Raw genomic sequence first — 16,619 nt, forward strand, 5'->3', positions numbered from 1 at the left:
CCGACAAGCTGTAGAAAACCGAAACGGCCTAGGGCCCCGAAGGGCTCAGTCCCCGTAGACGAGAGCGGAGTTGACGAGCTCGGAGATGATGTCCGCGTCGTTGGCACGCCGCAGAGATTCGCGGAAGCCGTCCTTCGAGAGCGATCGCGCCATCGTGGCGAGCACCTCGAGGTGCTCGGAGAAGCTCGACGCCGGGGTCGCGATGAGCAGGACGACATACGCGGGGCCGTCCACTGCCCCGAAATTCACGGCGTGCCCGTAGCGCGCGATCCCGACCGCGATCGACGGCTCGGTGACGTGCTCGCTGCGCGCATGCGGAAGGCCAATACCACCCGGCAGGCCCGTCGCGAGCTGATGCTCTCGCGCCCCGACGTCGGCGAGAAAGCCGTCGAGATCGTCGACCCGCCCCTCGGCGGCGAGCCTCGTCGCGAGCTGCCGCGCGGCGTCGTGCCTGTCGGCGGCCTCCATCTCGAGGATGACGAGCCCGGGGGTGGTCAGCTGGGCATCGTAGCGATCGAAAGGTTGGGGCATGCCGCCATTTTACGGACCACCCCTGACCGTCCGGCCACCGAAGAAGTGATTTGACGCACGGGCGTCACTTGACGGGGATGATGTCCGCGGCCCCGAGCCGCACGCCGTCGGCCGTCGCGTCGTCGGGCTGCTCCTGGCTGAGCCGCTCCGCCTCGACCCGCTTGAGATAGTGGGCGGTCTCGTTCTCCCGCTGCACCTCGCTCCAGCCGAGGAGCGGCGCCATGAGCTCCGCCACGACGGGCGCGGCCGAGACCCCACGGTCCCAGGCCTCGATCGAGATCCGCGTACGCCGCGTCAGCACGTCCTCGACGTGCCGCGCCGCCTCGTGGGTCACGGCGTAGACGACTTCGGCGCGGAGGTAGTCGTCGGCGCCCGGAAGAGGCTGCGCGAGCGAGGGGTCCTCGGCGATGAGGTCGAGGACCTCGGGCGTGAGTGACCCGTAGCGGTTGAGGAGGTGCTCGACCCGTGCCACGTGCACGCCTGCCGAATCGGCGAGCCGCTGGCGCCGGTTCCACACGGCCTTGTAGCCGTCTGCGCCGAGCAGCGGAATCTTGTCCGTGACGCTCGCTGGGACGCGCTCGTCGAGGCTCCGGACGGCCTCGTCCACCGCGTCGCGCGCCATGACCCGGTACGTCGTGAACTTCCCGCCCGCGACCATGACCATGCCGGGGACGGGATGCGCCACGACATGCTCGCGGCTGAGCTTTGCCGTCGATTCGTTCTCGCCTGCAAGCAGCGGACGCAGACCCGCGTACACGCCCTCGACGTCTTCCCGGGTGAGGGGGACTCGCAGGACCCGGTTGACGTGCTCGAGGATGTAGTCGATGTCCTTGCTCGACGCGGCCGGATGCGCCTTGTCGAGCCTCCACTCGGTGTCGGTCGTGCCGATGATCCAGTGCCGCCCCCACGGAATCACGAAGAGAACCGACTTCTCCGTGCGGAGGATCAGGCCTACGGTCGACTGGAAGCGGTCGCGCGGCACCACCAGGTGCACGCCCTTCGAGGCGCGGACCTTGAGCTGCCCGCGATCCGTGATCATGCCTTGCGTCTCGTCGGTCCACACCCCGGTCGCGTTGATGACCTGGCGGGCCCGGATGTCGAACGCGTCGCTCGTCTCGAGATCACGGACGTGCGCGCCGACCACACGCTCCCCCTCACGCAGGAACGTCTCGACGCGCAGCCGGTTCACGGCATGCGCGCCGTGGAACGCCGCCGTCCGGACGATCGTCGTGACCATGCGCGCGTCGTCGACCTGGGCGTCGTAGTAGCGGATGGCGCCGATCATGGCGTCGTCCTTGAGGCTCGGCGCGGCCCGCAGGGTGCCGCGGCGGAACATGTGCTTGTGCAGCGGGACGCCGTTGCCGTGCCCGCTCGTGAGCCCGAGCGTGTCGTACATGATCATGCCCATGCCCACGTACGGGCGCTCCCACCACCGCCGCGTGAGCGGGTACAGGAACGGGACCGGCTTCACGAGGTGCGGCGCGAGCCGCTGCAGGAGGAGGCCCCGCTCCTGGAGGGCCTCCTGGACGAGCCGGAAGTCGAGCATCTCGAGGTAGCGGAGCCCGCCGTGGATGAGTTTCGACGAGCGCGACGACGTCCCGGAGGCCCAGTCGCGCTGCTCGACGATGCCCACCTCGAGGCCGCGCGTGGCCGCGTCGAGCGCGGCGCCCGCGCCCACGATTCCGCCGCCGACAATGAGGACGTCAAGCTCCCTGCCCGGCTGCGCCGTGGCTTTGAGCCGCTCGATCGCCGTCGTCCGGCCTTCCGGGCCCAAGTGTCCTGGCATCGTCCGCGCCCCCTCAGCTCGCAAGAAATCACCTGCTAGGAGTCTAGGCAGACCGTCAAGCGGCCCCGCCGTTCCTCGCTGCGTCCTAGCGCCCCGCGTAGGGCGACACGACGACGTCCACCCGCTGGAACTCCTTGAGCTCGAGGTAGCCGCTCGTGGCCATCGACCGGCGGAGCATGCCCACGAGGTTGGACGTGCCGTCGGGGTGGTGCCCCGGGCCGAACAGGACCTCGCGCATCGGCCCGACCGTGCCGATGTTGACGCGCTCGCCGCGCGGCGTGTCCGGGTGGTGCGCCTCGGCGCCCCAGTGCCAGCCGTGGCCCGGGGCCTCCTCGGCGCGGGCGAGTGCCGAGCCGAGCATGACGGCGTCCGCACCCATCGCGATAGCCTTGACGATGTCGCCCGAGGTGCCCATCCCGCCGTCGGCAATCACGTGGACGTAGCGGCCGCCGGACTCGTCCATGTAGTCCCGCCGGGCCGCGGCGACGTCGCTGATCGCCGAGGCGAGCGGGGAGTGGATGCCGAGCGCGCGGCGCGTCGTCGTCGTCGCACCCCCGCCGAAGCCCACGAGCACGCCAGCCGCGCCCGTGCGCATGAGGTGCAGCGCCGGCGTGTAGCCCGCGGCGCCGCCGACGATCACCGGGACGTCCAGCTCGTAGATGAACTTCTTGAGATTGAGCGGTTCCTGCCCCTTCGAGACGTGCTCGGCGGAGACCGTGGTGCCCCGGATGACGAAGAGGTCGACGCCGGCCGCCAGCACAGTCTTGTAGTGGCTCACGGTGCCGGAGGGCGTGAGCGCGCCGGCGACGGTCACGCCCGCGTCCCGGATTTCCGCAAGGCGCGACGTGATGAGTTCGGGGTTGACGGGAGCGGTGTAGAGCTCCTGCAGCCGCCGCGTGACCGACGGGCTCGACGGCTCCCCCTCAAGGGCAGCGATCTCGGCGAGCACCGGCTCGGGATCCTCGTAGCGCGTCCACAGGCCCTCGAGGTCGAGGACGCCGAGCCCGCCGAGACGGCCCAGCTCGACGGCCGTCGCGGGAGACATGACCGAGTCCATCGGCGCAGCGATGACCGGCATGTCGAAGCGGTACGCATCGATCTGCCACGAGACCGAGACGTCCTCGGGATCCCGGGTGCGCCGGTTGGGGACAATCGCGATGTCGTCGAGGGAGTATGCGCGCCGACCGCGCTTGCCGCGGCCGATTTCGATCTCGTAGGTCACGGCCCCTACCTTACCCGCCGGGACGTCGAAGGCCCCCGCACCCCAGAGGGTGCGAGGGCCTCGTGACGCTGGGCCTACCTGCGGTAGTTCGGGGCCTCGGACGTCATCATGATGTCGTGCGGGTGGCTCTCCTTGAGGCCCGCCGACGTGATGCGAACGAACTTCCCCTTGGCCTTGAGCTCGTCGATCGTGTGCGCGCCGACGTAGAACATCGTCTGGCGCAGGCCGCCCACGAGCTGGTGGGCCACCGCGCCGAGCGGGCCGCGGTACGGAACCTGGCCCTCGATGCCCTCGGGGATGAGCTTCTCGTCGCTCGGCACGTCGGCCTGGAAGTAGCGGTCCTTCGAGTACGACGTGTTCTTGCCGCGTGTCTGCATCGCGCCGAGCGAGCCCATGCCGCGATACGACTTGAACTGCTTGCCGTTCATGAAGACGAGGTCGCCCGGGGCCTCCGCCGTGCCGGCGAGGAGCGAGCCGAGCATGACCGAGTCCGCCCCGGCGACAATCGCCTTGCCGATGTCGCCCGAATACTGGAGGCCGCCGTCGGCAATGAGCGGGACTCCCGCCGGAATGGCCGCCTTGGAGGACTCGTAGATCGCCGTGATCTGCGGGACGCCAACGCCGGCGACGACGCGGGTCGTGCAGATCGAGCCCGGCCCGACGCCGACCTTGATCGCGTCCGCTCCGGCGTCGATGAGGGCCTGCGCGCCCTCGCGCGTCGCGGCCTGACCGCCGATCACGTCGACGTGCGCCGCCGCGGGATCCTTCTTGAGCCGCGAGATCATGTCCAGCACGCCCTGGCTGTGGCCGTTGGCCGTGTCGACCACGAGGACGTCCACCCCGGATTCGACCATGGCCATCGCGCGCTCGTAGCCGTCGCCGAAGAAGCCGACTGCGGCTCCGACGCGGAGCCGCCCTGCCTCGTCCTTCGTCGCGTTGGGGTACAGCTCCGCCTTCTCGAAGTCCTTGACCGTGATGAGTCCCTGAAGGAGACCGTCGTCATCCACGAGCGGGAGCTTCTCGATCCGGTGCTTGCCGAGGAGGCCGATCACCTCGTCGCGGCCCACGCCGACCTTCGCGGTCACGAGCGGCATCGGCGTCATGACCTCGTGCACCTTGCGGGTCGCGAACTCCTCGTGCGCGATGAAGCGCGTGTCGCGGTTCGTGATGATGCCGAGCAGGCGTCGGTTCGCGTCAACGACCGGGAGGCCCGAGACGCGGTAATGGGCACACAGGTCGTCGAGCTCGCGGAGCGTCGCTTCGGGCCCGACCGTGACGGGCTTCGTGATCATGCCCGACTCGCTGCGCTTGACCTGGTCCACCTGCTCGGCCTGGTCCTCGATCGACAGGTTGCGGTGCAGGATGCCGATGCCGCCCTGGCGCGCGAGGCTGATGGCCATGCGCGCCTCGGTCACCGTGTCCATCGCGGCGGAGAGGACCGGGATGCCGAGGCGGATGCGGCGCGAGAGGCGGGTGGACGTGTCAGCCTCGGAGGGGATGACGTCCGTGGGACCGGGCAGGAGGAGGACGTCGTCGTAGGTGAGTCCCAGAAAGCCGAACGGGTCATGCTCGGGGGCATTGGTCATGAGTGCTCCTTGGCCGTGCGCCAACGGGGGGATACGGCGCGAACTGACAGAAGTGCTGATGACCAGCCAGTGCTTACGGGACTGGTCTGCTGCGGTGCTCTCTATCCTAAACTTCCCCGTAGCGAGCTGGTATTCCGCTGGCCCGCCGGGTGACCAAGGCCACAGTCGGGTCGGTCAGCCGACCCGTCACGCCCACCCGGTAGCGGCGAGGAGCCGCTGGCCGAGCTGCGCCGACATCGAGGCAGCGTACGTGCGCGTGAGGTGGTTGTCGTCCATGTAGACGTACATGTTGCCGATGACGCCGGTACACGCTCCGTTCGGACACACGAGGTCGGTCATGTCGATCGCCGCGAAGCCTGACGTGTGCTGCGCCGCGAACGTCGCGAGCGGCGACTGGGCCGCCTGCACGCTCGAGAGGGACGGATTGCATGCGGCGCTCGTTGCGCCGTTCCGGACCACGCAGTCCGCCATGTCGAAGGTGTACCGCGGGTTGTCGCGGATCGCGATCACCTCGGTGCCCTTGGCCGTGAGGGCGGCCACCGTCTGGTCCAGGCCCGGCGTGAGGGTCTCCTCCGACGACGACGGCGCCGCGACAGTGCCGACCGTGAACACCGCGCCGGGCGGGTTGGCGGCGAGGTACGCGGCCACGTTCGCGTTGAACTGGTTGCAGGCCGCGTTCGGCGTGGTCACGCTCGGCGAGTAGACGCATCCGCCCAAGAGCAGCGTCACAACGCGCCAGCCGTGCTGCTCGGCGACCGGCTCGAGCGCCGCGGTCCACTGCTCGGCGTGCGAGTCCCCCACCACCACGATCGTCTTGGACGCGCTCGATCCCGCCTTGTTCATGAGGCAGTTGCCCTGGAGGCTCGAGGGGACCTTGAGGTCCGCGGAGCACTTCGACGGGAGGCCGAACCAGTCGTTCGGCAGGTTCTGGGCGAGCGGGAGCAGCTGCGCGGACGGCGACGCCTGATTCGTGTAGCCCGGGACAAGCGAGGCGGCCCCCGGATTGTTCACCACGGCCTTCGCCTCGGCGACGGTCGTCTTGGTCTGGATCGTCGTCATGACGGACCCGATCGGCACGACTGCCACGAGCGCGCACGCGACCACGGCGATCACGCCGTTCGGAAGCCGCTGCTCCGGCCACTCCCACGCACGCCACGGCAGGTCGACGAACGTGATGGTGGCCCACGCGAGCACGAGCGAGAGCACGATGGCGCACGTCCCGAGGAGCCACCCCGCGCTGTCCTTGTCCCGCCACGTGAGCGCGATGACGAGCACCGGCCAGTGCCAGAGGTAGAGGCCGTAGGAGATGTCGCCGAGCTTCCGGAGGGGCCGCGAGGCGAGGAGGCGGTGGACGCCGAGCCGCCCGCCGTGCTGGGCCGCGAGGATGACGGCGGCGCCGGACAGCGTGGGCCACAGTGCGATCGCGCCTGGGAACGCGGTCTCGACGTCCATCACGATCCCGCACACGACGATCGAGGCGACGCCCGCCCAGCCGATAAGCACCGCGATCCACGGGCGGATCCGCACCCGGTCGATCACGAGGGCCACGAGGCTTCCCAGTGCGAACTCCCACACGCGGGCGGGAAGGGAGAAGTATGCCTGCACCTGGTTCACGAGGGTGTCGATGACGGAGTAGACGAACGACGCCGCGAACACCGCCCCGATCACGATGGCGAGCAACCGCTCGTAGCGGAGCGCGAATCGCCGCGCGATCGCGCCGAGCGCCACGAAGAGGAGCGGGAACAGGATGAAGATCTGGCCCTGGATCGAGAGCGACCAGAAGTGCTGGAACGGGCTCGCGAGCGCATGGTCCTGCGCGTAGTAGTTCACGGCGTCGCTCTGCAGGAGCCAGTTCTCGGCGTAGACGAGCGAGGCGAGGCCCTGCTGGAGGACGGCGCTCCAGCGGGTCGCGGGCAGGAACAGGACGGTCGCGCCGATGGTGCCCGCGATCGTGACCACGGCGGCGGGCATGAGCCGCCGGAACACGTGCAGCCAGTGCTTGACGAGGCGGGTCCGCTCGCCGCGGCGGTGACGGGCCACGAACTGGCCCGTCATGAGGAACGCCGAGATCATGAGGAAGACGTCCACGCCGCCCGAGACGCGCCCGAGCCACACGTGATAGAGGACCACGAGAAGCACGGCCACGGCGCGGAGGCCCTGGATCTCCGGACGGAACTTCCGCGCTGCCGCCCCGGGAGGCTCGGCGTCGCGCGCGGGGCGCCCGGCCGCCGTCGTCCTCTGCGTCAGCACTGGCAAGTCGGTCGCCTCGGTCGTCACGCGCACACCCCTCCGGTTTCGTTCTGCCCCACCATTCCGCCGTGCGATCCTGTGGAGATCTTGTGAGAGCCATAGCTTCTGCGTGTGAGCGCTGCGCGGTGCGCGGACGACGGCGCGTGGGCCCCCGAGGACGCCCCCGGGGACGCGACGAGGGCCGCCCCAGCAAAGCTGGGACGGCCCTCGTGTGGAGCGCTGCTAGCGGCCCTGCAGCCTAGTGGCTGTGGCCCGCCGGCTCATCCTCGGAAGGCTTGTCGGCGACAAGCGTCTCCGTGGTGAGCACGAGCGCCGCGATCGACGCCGCGTTCCGCAGAGCGGAGCGCGTCACCTTGACCGGATCGATGACACCGGCCGCGATGAGGTCCTCGTACTGGCCCGACTTCGCGTTGAAGCCGTGGTTGACCTCGGCCTCGGCGACCCGAGCCGCGACGACGTAGCCGTCGAAGCCCGCGTTGTGCGCGATCCAGCGCAGCGGCTGGACGAGCGCGCGGCGCACGATGTTCGCACCGACGGCGAGATCGCCCTCGAGCGAGGCGATGGCCTGGTCCTCGTCGAGCGCGCGGACCGCGTGGACGAGCGCGGAGCCGCCGCCGGCCACGATGCCCTCCTCGAGTGCAGCGCGGGTCGCCGAGACGGCGTCCTCGATGCGGTGCTTCTTCTCCTTGAGCTCGACCTCGGTGGCCGCGCCGACCTTGATGACGCCGATGCCGCCCGCGAGCTTCGCGAGGCGCTCCTGGAGCTTCTCGCGGTCCCAGTCGGAGTCGGTGCGGGTGAGCTCGGCACGGAGCTGGGCGACGCGCCCGGCGACGTCCTCGGAAGAGCCCGCGCCGTCGACGATCGTGGTCGTGTCCTTCGTCACCGTGATCCGGCGCGCGGTGCCGAGCTGCTCGAGGCCCACCTGATCGAGGCTCAGGCCGACCTCCGGGGAGACGACCTGCGCACCGGTGAGGGTCGCGATGTCCTGCAGCATGGCCTTGCGGCGATCGCCGAAGCCCGGTGCCTTGACCGCGACGACATTGATCGTGCCGCGGATCTTGTTGACGATGAGCGTCGAGAGGGCCTCGCCCTCGACATCCTCGGCGATGACGAACAGCGGCTTCGAGGCCTGCAGCGTCTGCTCGAGGAGCGGGAGGAACTCCTGCAGCGAGGAGATCTTGCCCTGGTGGATGAGGATGTACGCGTCCTCGAGGACGGCCTCCTGGCGCTCGGCGTCCGTCACGAAGTACGGGGACAGGTAGCCCTTGTCGAACTGCATGCCCTCGGTGAGGACGAGCTCCGTCTGCGTCGTCGAGGACTCCTCGATGGTGATGACGCCGTCCTGGCCCACCTTCGAGAACGCCTCGGCGAGGAGGTCGCCGATCTCGTCGGACTGGGCCGAGATCGCGGCGACGCTGGCGACCTGGCCGCCGGAGACCTCGCGTGCGTTCTCGCCGAGCCGCCTGGCCACGGCCTCGACCGCGGCCTCGATGCCGAGCTTGATCTGGCCCGGGGCCGCGCCAGCGGCCACGTTGCGGAGGCCCTCCTTGACGAGCGCCTGGGCGAGCACGGTCGCCGTCGTGGTTCCGTCGCCGGCCACGTCATTGGTCTTGGTCGCGACTTCCTTGGCGAGCTGGGCGCCGAGGTTCTCGTACGGGTCCTCGAGCTCGACCTCGCGGGCGATCGTCACGCCGTCGTTGGTAATGGTCGGCGCGCCCCACTTCTTGTCGAGGACCACGTTGCGGCCGCGGGGGCCGAGCGTGACCTTGACGGTGTCGGCGAGCTTGTCGACGCCGGCCTCGAGGGCCTTGCGGGCGTCATCGTTGAATGCAAGCTGCTTTGCCATTCGCTTCTCCTTGGCTCAAAGGCAGCACCCCGGCCGCTGCGGGCCGGGGTGCTGCCGCACTCGAGTCCTGCTCGGCGCTGACTACTTGACGACGATCGCGAGGACGTCGCGGGCGGAGAGCACGAGGTACTCGGTGCCGCCCGTCTTGACCTCGGTGCCGCCGTACTTCGAGTAGAGGACAACGTCGCCCACGGCAACGTCCACGGGGACGCGGTTGCCGTTGTCGTCAACGCGGCCGGGGCCGACAGCGACGACTTCGCCCTCCTGGGGCTTCTCCTTGGCGGTGTCCGGGATCACGAGGCCCGAAGCAGTGGTCTGCTCCGCCTCGAGCGGCTTGACGACAATACGGTCCTCGAGGGGCTTGATGGAGACCGACACGGATCTCTCCTTTTCATGAACGGATCACGGAAAACGGAACCGGGCATGCAACCGTCGTCGCGGGTGCCGGGAGCGTGCCTGGACAATTAGCACTCCAACCTGCCGAGTGCTATCCCCGACTCTATTGAGCGGCTGGCACTCGGTCAAGGCGAGTGCCAGTGAGCGCGCGCTTCGGGTGCGCAGCGGGCTACTCCCCGGCGAGCTCGTCGAAGCTCAGGTCGTCGCCGTCGTCGCCCGAACGGCCGCGGTTGAGGTACATCACGACGAGCGGGCCCACGAGGAACACGCCGCCCACCACGAGGCCCACGATGGAAGCGATCTTGGCCCCGAGGTACTGGTCGCGGAGGGCGGCGGCCTCCGGGGTCGAATCGTCGATGCTCTTGCCGCCCACCGAGTAGACGGCGGCCGTGAACGCGTCGAGGCCCAGCACGACGGCGAGGAGAACCGCGGAGACGACCGCGAGCACAATGCCCACGATCAACACCGTCCGGATGGTGCGGGAGGAACCCCCGTTGTGGGCGGTCGGCGAGGCTGCAGGCGTCGTCTCCATGCCTCCACCTTAGCCGGATCCGGGAGGCCCCGGCGGGGACGGCGACCGCGTGTGAACTAGGCTTGAACCATGGCCCCAGACCACCCAGCCCCCGAGCAGCTCGCCCCGCTGCTCACCACGGAGGGGTGGGCCTTGCTCAACTCGCTCGGCCCGTACCGCGAGGAAGACGCCTTGGCCATCTCGGCCCGGCTGCGCAAAGCGGGCCATGCCCCGGAGCTCGTCTCCGCCGTCCTGAGCCAGGCCAGGCTGCGGCTCAAGGCCGAAACGAAATTCGGCGAGTTCTCCCGGCACATGCTCTTCACCCGCCCCGGCCTCGAGCAGGCCACGCGGCTCAGCATCGCGGCGCGGCACGCACGGCGCTTCGTGGACGCCGGAGTGCAGAGCGTGGCCGATCTGGGCTGCGGACTCGGATCCGACGCGATGGCCATGGCCTCCCTCGATCTGGACGTCACCGCCGTGGAGCTCGACGAGACGACCGCCGCGTGCGCCACGGTGAACCTCATGCCGTTCCCGAGCGTGCGCGTGGTCCACGCCGACGCGCAGACAGTCCCGCTCGAGGGAATCGACGGCGTCTGGCTGGACCCCGCGCGCCGAACGACGACGACGTCCGGCACCACACGCCTGTGGGACCCCGAGGACTTCTCGCCGCCGCTCAGCTTCGCCTCCGACCTCGCGGACCGCGGCCTGCCCGTGGGCGTCAAGCTCGGACCAGGCCTCCCCCACGACTCCGTCCCCACGGCATGCGAGGCGCAGTGGGTCTCGGTCGACGGCGACGTCGCCGAGGTCTCGCTCTACTTCAACGCGCTCAAGCGGCCGAGCGTCCGCCGAGCCGCGCTCGTCATCGCGGACGATTCCGCGTCCGAGCTCGTGGCCGAGACCGACTTCGGCGGCGGGACCGTTGCCGATGTGGGCCCCCTCGAGGGCTTCCTGTACGAGCCGGACGGAGCCGTGATCCGCGCGGGCCTCGTCGCCGAGCTCGCCGATCGCCTCGGCGGCCACCTCGTGGACCCGCATATCGCGTACATCTGCGCCCCGAATCTGGTCCAGACGCCGTTCGCGCGGGCCTTTCGCGTGCTCGAGGTGCGGCACTACAACGTCCGCGCCCTGCGCCAATGGGTTCGGGACGAGGGCATCAGCACGCTCGACATCAAGAAGCGCGGCATGGCGGTCACGCCGGACGAGCTCCGCAAGCTGCTCCTCGCAGGCCAGGGCAAGACGCCCAAGAAGGCGCCGCACAAACGCGCCACGCTCGTGCTCACGCGCATCGGCGAGGACCGCGTGGCGGCCATCGTCGAGCCGGCTTAGGCGTCATTGCGCCTGTAAGGATCCAGTCGCGGAGGGCTCAGGACGCGCAGGACTCACGAAGAACAACGACGTCTGGAACATCGAAGCCGTCGACGACGACGGTCGCTCCCCCACCGCTGACACGCCGCGCCTAGTTATGCTTTGTTACGGAACCGGCCATCCATAACAGACCATAACGGGAGGCGCCCGCCCTGAGATCGACGCCCAGTGACTGAGCGTCGTCGTGCGTACCCAAGGCGGGCTGACCGCCGTCGTGCGTTTTTTACTGGGCTCGCATGAACTCCTCGGCGGCGCGCACCTGCTCGTCGCTCGGGCGCAGGCCCGTGTACAGGACGAACTGTTCAAGCGCCTGAATGGTCGCCACCTCGGCGCCGCTGATCACCGTCTTGCCCGCCGCGCTCCCCGCGCGGACGAGCGGCGTCTCTGCGGGGAGGGCGACGACGTCGAACACGACCCGCGCAGCCTCGACGGTCGCCTCGGGGAAGGACAGCGCGTCCGCCTCGGGGCCGCCCGCCATGCCGATCGGGGTGACGTTGACGATGACGTCCCCCGTCGAGTCGCCGAGCTCGCCCTGCCAGCCGAAGCCGTACAGATCCGCGAGCGCGCGGCCCGCCGCCTCGTTGCGCGCGACGATCGTGACGTCGCGGAAGCCTGCGTCTCGGAAGGCGGCAGCCGTCGCCTTGGCCATGCCGCCCGAGCCGCGCAGCAGAACGGACAGCGTCGGGTCGAGGCTGTTGCGTTCGATGAGCTGGGCGATCGCCGTGTAATCCGTGTTGTAGGCGGTGAGGACTCCGGCGTCGTTCACGATCGTGTTGACTGAGTCGATCGCCGCCGCGGACGCGTCCATGGTGTCCACGAGCGCGATGACGTCCTCCTTGTACGGCATCGAGACGGCGCAGCCCCGGATGCCGAGCCCCCGGACACCGGCAATGGCCTGCTCGAGGTTCGTCGGCGCGAACGCCTTGTAGATCCAATTGAGGCCCAGAGCCTCGTAGAGGAAGTTGTGGAATCGCGTCCCGTTGTTGCTCGGCCGGGCGGAGAGCGAGATGCACAGCGTCATGTCTTTGTTCAGGATCGGCACGCCACAAGGGTACTGGTCGCGGCGGCGGGTACGGCGCGGGATCTGGCTCGCACCGGATCGGCGGTGTGCAATGGACCCATGCCGGGCACCGCACCGAACCAACCGCCGCCCCGCGTGGGCGTCGATGAATTCTCGACCAACGCCGCGCTCGTGGACGGCGTGCGCCGGTACGGGGCAGGGTGGGCCGCGGGCGCGCTCGCGACCGCAGGGCGGCTCGTCGGCTCGGCCGAGTTCCAGGAGAACGCGCGCCTCGCGAATCTCCATCCGCCCGTGCTGCACGCCCTGGATCGCTACGGGGAGCGGCTCGACGAGGTCGAGTACCACCCCGCCTACCACCGCGTGCTCGGCGACGCCGTGGCGCACGGGGCGCACACCTCGGCGTGGGCGGATCCGAGGGCCGGCGCTCACGTGGCCCGGGCCGCCGCCTTCATGCTTTTCGCCCAGGTCGAGCCGGGCCACGCGTGCCCGGTGTCGATGACCCATGCGGCGGTGCCGGCCCTCGCGTCGGAACCCGGCCTCGCCGACGTCTGGCTGCCGCGCCTGTACGGTACGGGCTACGAACCGCGGCTCATTCCGGCCGCCCAGAAGCCCGGCGCGCTCGTAGGGATGGCGATGACCGAGCGCCAGGGCGGCTCCGACGTTCGCGCCAACACGACCACCGCGGTCGACGCCGGCGGTGGGACCGCCCTCATCACCGGCCACAAGTGGTTCTGCTCCGCGCCCATGAGCGATGCGTTCCTCGTCCTCGCGCAGGAGCCCGCGGGGCTCTCCTGCTTCCTCGTTCCGCGCGTCCTCGACGACGGCTCGCGCAACCCGTTCCGGCTCGTGCGGCTCAAGTCGAAGCTCGGCAACCGGGCGAACGCGTCCGCCGAGGTCGAGTTCGAGGACACGGTCGGCTGGCGGGTCGGCGAGCCCGGGCGCGGCGTGCGCGCGATCATCGGCATGGTGCACGAGACCCGGCTCGACTGCGTGCTCGGCACCGCCGCGGGCATGCGGCAGGCCGTGGCCGAGGCGGTGTGGCACGCGCGGCACCGGCGGGCCTTCGGACGGTTCCTCATCGACCAGCCGGCTATGGCGGCCGTCCTGGCTGATCTTGCGCTCGAGTCGGAGGCGGCGACCGCGCTCGGCCTCCGGCTCGCAGCGGCCGACGACGCCGCCCGCGGCCAGGCGGGCGACGGCGACCGCGAACGCGCGTTCGCGCGGATCGCGACCGCAGTCGCCAAGTACTGGGTCTGCAAGCGCGGCCCCGCGCACGCGGCCGAGGCCCTCGAATGCCTGGGCGGAAACGGATACACGGAGGACTTCCCGCTCGCGATGCGGTACCGCGAGCAGCCGGTCATGGCCATTTGGGAGGGATCCGGCAACGTCGTGGCGCTTGACGTCCTGCGGGCGATCGCACGCGAGCCCACTTCGGCCGAGGCCCTCGCGGACGAGCTCGAGCAGCAGCGCGGCGTGGACCCCGTGCTCGACGCGCAGCTCGGGCGCGCTCTCTCGCTCCTTGCCGACGCCACCCGCGAGCCCGAGGAGGCTCAGGCGTGGGCCCGTCGTCTCGCCGAGGAGCTCGCACTGGCCCTTCAGGGTGCCCTCCTCGTGGGGCACGCGCCGTCGTCCGTTGCAGAGGGCTTCCTCGCCGCTCGCCTCGGCGAAAAGCGGACGCTCGGCTACGGGTGCCTCCCGGACACGGCGCGGACGGCAGAGATCCTGGCCCGCGTGTAGCGCGCCAGGATCCCTGCGTCTGCCCGGGCCGCCGCGGCTAGGCCCGGCGGGCTGGGGTGCCTCGTTCCGCTATACGGGGGTGCCGTTGTTGTAGTAGGCGGTTGCGACTCCCGTTGTTGAGTTGAAGATCATGTACCCGTTCTGGAAGTTGCTCCGCTTGCCAGCCGGGTCGTTCATCTCGTCCGAGATCGGATAGCCCAGGACGCTCCGTTCGTACCCGAGGGAGGCCCACTTGTCCCGGATCGCTCCGCGCACGTCGTGGGCTCCGGTCGAGGGCGTCCAGTAGATGGAGCCCGTCTGGAAGGCGTTGTAACGGCCGATCCCGTCGGGGGTTGTCGTCTCGTCCGTGGTCGGGAAGCCCATTGCCTGCTCCCACCCGAGGGTCGCCCATTTGTCGTGGATCGCGCCATGCACCTCATGTGCGCCTGTCCCTGCGGTCCAGTAGATCGAGCCATCCTTCTGGAAGTGGTTGTACCGGCCGCTGCCCCAAGGGGAGTTCGGAGTCGACGTCTCGTCGGTGATCGCCGCGCCGAGGACGCCGGACGCACCGCCAAGATTGTTGTACTCGGTCAGGATCGCCCCGCCGACGGAGTAGTTGCCGGCGTAGTGCACCGTCAGCTCACCCACGAACGTGAACGTGGAGGCCCCGCCGGGCGTGGGTACCGACGTCGGTGTTGTGACGTTCGACGACGCGCCGTGGGCACCGCTTCTCAACCCACCCGTCTCGGTCGTCTCCCAGCCCGCCTACGACATCGGAACCGAAGCCGCTCGCCTGCTCATGAGCAGGATCCATGGCGAGGGCCCGCCCATCGGACGCAAGACCACCCTCGCCACGACCCTCATCGTCAGGGACAGCTCCAGACGGCAAGTCACCGACCCCCTGCATCAAAGGGCGTCGTAGAAGGCGAAGCCGAGCGTGACCGAGGCCGCCCGTCACGCTCGGACTTCGCGGCCTAAAGCCCCCGGGCCCTGAATTAGACTTGGGACATTCTGTAGGGATGCCGCGGCAGGGCCGTGGCGCAGAGGCGGGGGCTGGATGGACATCGACTTCGCTGCGTCGAAGCAGTCCACGATCGGCATGGAGTGGGAACTCGCCCTTGTGGATCGCCATGGCGGGGAGCTCGTGTCCGTCGCGCCCGAAGTCATGCGCCGCGTGTTCGACGAGCATCCCGAGCTGGCCGCCGACTGCCAGCGCGTCCATCAGGAGCTGCTCCTCAACACGGTCGAGCTCGTCACGGACGTCCACAACACCGTGGCCGAGGCCAAGGCCGACCTCGCCACAACCATGGCGGCGGTCCGCAGCGTCACCGACCGCATCGGCGTCGAGCTCTTCTCCGCGGGGAGCCATCCGTTCAGCCCGCCCCGCCTCCAGCCGGTCACGGACAAGGAGCGCTACGCGAAGCTCATCGACCGCACGCAGTGGTGGGGCCGGCAGATGGTCATCTACGGCGTCCACGTGCACATCGGTCTCGATCGCCGGGACAAGGCCCTGCCCGTGCTCGACGCCCTCGTGAACTATTTCCCGCACTTCCAGGCGCTCTCGGCCTCGAGCCCGTACTGGAGCGGCGAGGACACCGGCTACGCGTCGCAGCGCGCGCTCATGTTCCAGCAGCTCCCCACCGCCGGCCTGCCGTTCCAGTTCCCCCGCTGGGAGGACTTCGAGCGCTACGTGGACGACATGCTCACCACGGGCGTCATCGACATGATCAACGAGATCCGCTGGGACATCCGACCCGTGCCTCGGCTCGGGACCATCGAGATGCGCGTGTGCGACGGCCTTTCGACGCTCGAAGAAGTCGGCGCGATCGGCGCTCTCACGCAATGCCTCGTCGAGGAGGCCTCGCGCATCCTCGACGCCGGCGGCGCGATCCCGGTCATGCCCCCGTGGCACGTGCAGGAGAACAAGTGGCGCGCGGCCCGCTACGGCCTCGACGCGATCATCATCCTCGACGCCGCAGGGCACGAGCAGCTCGTCACCGAGCACCTCGTCGAGACCCTGAATCGGCTCGAGCCCATCTCCCGTGACCTCGGCTGCGAGTCCGAGCTGCGCGACGTCGAGGGCATCCTGCGCCGCGGCGCCGGCTACCAGCGTCAGCGGCGCGTCGCCGAAATGCACGGCGGCGACCTGCGCGCCGTCGTCCTCGAGGAGGCGCGCCTCATGCGCCAAGGTCACCCCGGGTGAGCCCACACGACGCACGACGGCGCCGCTCGCCTGGGCGGCTCGTCTTCGTCGTCGCGGTGGTCGCCGTAGTCCTCGCGGTGACCTCGCACTTCCAGGCCGCGCTCATCGTCGCGGCGCTCGGGGCCGTCTATGCCCTCGTCGAGGCCGCGATCGCGTGGCGGCGGCGCGGCCCCCGCCGCTGAGAAA

At 69.9% G+C, this 16,619-nt stretch carries 15 protein-coding genes; 5 read left to right on the plus strand and 10 right to left on the minus strand.

Annotated elements, in window-relative coordinates; all coding sequences use genetic code 11:
* Positions 1–45: 45 nt before the first annotated feature.
* The 8 genes from E6A26_RS14670 to E6A26_RS14705 all read right to left on the minus strand — a co-directional run bounded on the left by E6A26_RS14670 (position 46) and on the right by E6A26_RS14705 (position 10,149).
* On the minus strand, positions 46–531 hold the full coding sequence (locus E6A26_RS14670; RefSeq protein WP_136611943.1) for a PTS sugar transporter subunit IIA: 486 nt from the start codon (positions 529–531) through the stop codon (positions 46–48).
* A 64-nt stretch (positions 532–595) separates the two neighbouring features.
* Positions 596–2,317: a glycerol-3-phosphate dehydrogenase/oxidase gene (locus E6A26_RS14675; protein WP_136611944.1), complete on the minus strand. Its 1,722-nt coding sequence runs from the start codon at positions 2,315–2,317 to the stop codon at positions 596–598.
* Between the two features lie 85 nt (positions 2,318–2,402).
* On the minus strand, positions 2,403–3,539 hold the full coding sequence (locus E6A26_RS14680) for a GuaB3 family IMP dehydrogenase-related protein (protein WP_136611945.1): 1,137 nt from the start codon (positions 3,537–3,539) through the stop codon (positions 2,403–2,405).
* A 74-nt stretch (positions 3,540–3,613) separates the two neighbouring features.
* A complete protein-coding gene (guaB, locus tag E6A26_RS14685) occupies positions 3,614–5,125 on the minus strand; it encodes an IMP dehydrogenase (RefSeq protein WP_136611946.1) in 1,512 nt (503 codons plus the stop codon).
* Positions 5,126–5,311: 186 nt separating this feature from the next.
* A complete protein-coding gene (locus E6A26_RS14690; RefSeq protein ID WP_136611947.1) occupies positions 5,312–7,402 on the minus strand; it encodes an acyltransferase family protein in 2,091 nt (696 codons plus the stop codon).
* 211 nt (positions 7,403–7,613) lie between these two features.
* The gene (gene groL / locus E6A26_RS14695; RefSeq protein WP_136611948.1) at positions 7,614–9,221 is read right to left on the minus strand and encodes a chaperonin GroEL; all 1,608 of its coding nucleotides are present in this window, start codon (positions 9,219–9,221) and stop codon (positions 7,614–7,616) included.
* A gap of 81 nt (positions 9,222–9,302) precedes the next feature.
* Positions 9,303–9,599, minus strand: coding sequence for a co-chaperone GroES (gene groES / locus E6A26_RS14700; protein ID WP_136611949.1), 297 nt, complete (start codon positions 9,597–9,599; stop codon positions 9,303–9,305).
* Positions 9,600–9,786: 187 nt separating this feature from the next.
* Positions 9,787–10,149 (minus strand): hypothetical protein, encoded by a 363-nt coding sequence (locus E6A26_RS14705; RefSeq protein ID WP_234865537.1) that lies wholly within the window; start codon positions 10,147–10,149, stop codon positions 9,787–9,789.
* Between the two features lie 69 nt (positions 10,150–10,218).
* Here E6A26_RS14705 and E6A26_RS14710 point away from each other — a divergent pair, with 69 nt between their 5' ends.
* Positions 10,219–11,454: a class I SAM-dependent methyltransferase gene (locus E6A26_RS14710; protein WP_136611950.1), complete on the plus strand. Its 1,236-nt coding sequence runs from the start codon at positions 10,219–10,221 to the stop codon at positions 11,452–11,454.
* A 262-nt stretch (positions 11,455–11,716) separates the two neighbouring features.
* Here E6A26_RS14710 and E6A26_RS14715 read toward each other — a convergent pair whose 3' ends face one another.
* Positions 11,717–12,535, minus strand: a complete 819-nt coding sequence (locus E6A26_RS14715; RefSeq protein ID WP_268815422.1) for a shikimate 5-dehydrogenase — start codon at positions 12,533–12,535, stop codon at positions 11,717–11,719.
* A gap of 78 nt (positions 12,536–12,613) precedes the next feature.
* On the opposite strand from E6A26_RS14715, the gene E6A26_RS14720 reads away from it, so the two are divergent.
* Positions 12,614–14,251, plus strand: coding sequence for an acyl-CoA dehydrogenase family protein (locus E6A26_RS14720; protein ID WP_136611951.1), 1,638 nt, complete (start codon positions 12,614–12,616; stop codon positions 14,249–14,251).
* Positions 14,252–14,320: 69 nt separating this feature from the next.
* On the opposite strand, the gene E6A26_RS14725 is transcribed toward E6A26_RS14720, so the two are convergent.
* Complete coding sequence (locus E6A26_RS14725) at positions 14,321–14,878, minus strand: LGFP repeat-containing protein (RefSeq protein ID WP_211129168.1); 558 nt, start codon at positions 14,876–14,878, stop codon at positions 14,321–14,323.
* A gap of 28 nt (positions 14,879–14,906) precedes the next feature.
* On the opposite strand from E6A26_RS14725, the gene E6A26_RS14730 reads away from it, so the two are divergent.
* From E6A26_RS14730 to E6A26_RS14740, 3 genes are all read left to right on the plus strand, one after another.
* Positions 14,907–15,152, plus strand: a complete 246-nt coding sequence (locus E6A26_RS14730; RefSeq protein WP_211129170.1) for a substrate-binding domain-containing protein — start codon at positions 14,907–14,909, stop codon at positions 15,150–15,152.
* Positions 15,153–15,287: 135 nt separating this feature from the next.
* Positions 15,288–16,433, plus strand: coding sequence for a glutamate--cysteine ligase (locus E6A26_RS14735; RefSeq protein ID WP_136611954.1), 1,146 nt, complete (start codon positions 15,288–15,290; stop codon positions 16,431–16,433).
* Positions 16,430–16,615: a hypothetical protein gene (locus E6A26_RS14740; protein ID WP_136611955.1), complete on the plus strand. Its 186-nt coding sequence runs from the start codon at positions 16,430–16,432 to the stop codon at positions 16,613–16,615. The genes E6A26_RS14735 and E6A26_RS14740 overlap by 4 nt, the downstream gene beginning before the upstream one ends.
* Positions 16,616–16,619 lie beyond the last annotated feature (4 nt).

The sequence above is a fragment of the Sinomonas albida genome (assembly GCF_004919045.1).
Lineage (GTDB): Bacteria > Actinomycetota > Actinomycetes > Actinomycetales > Micrococcaceae > Sinomonas > Sinomonas albida.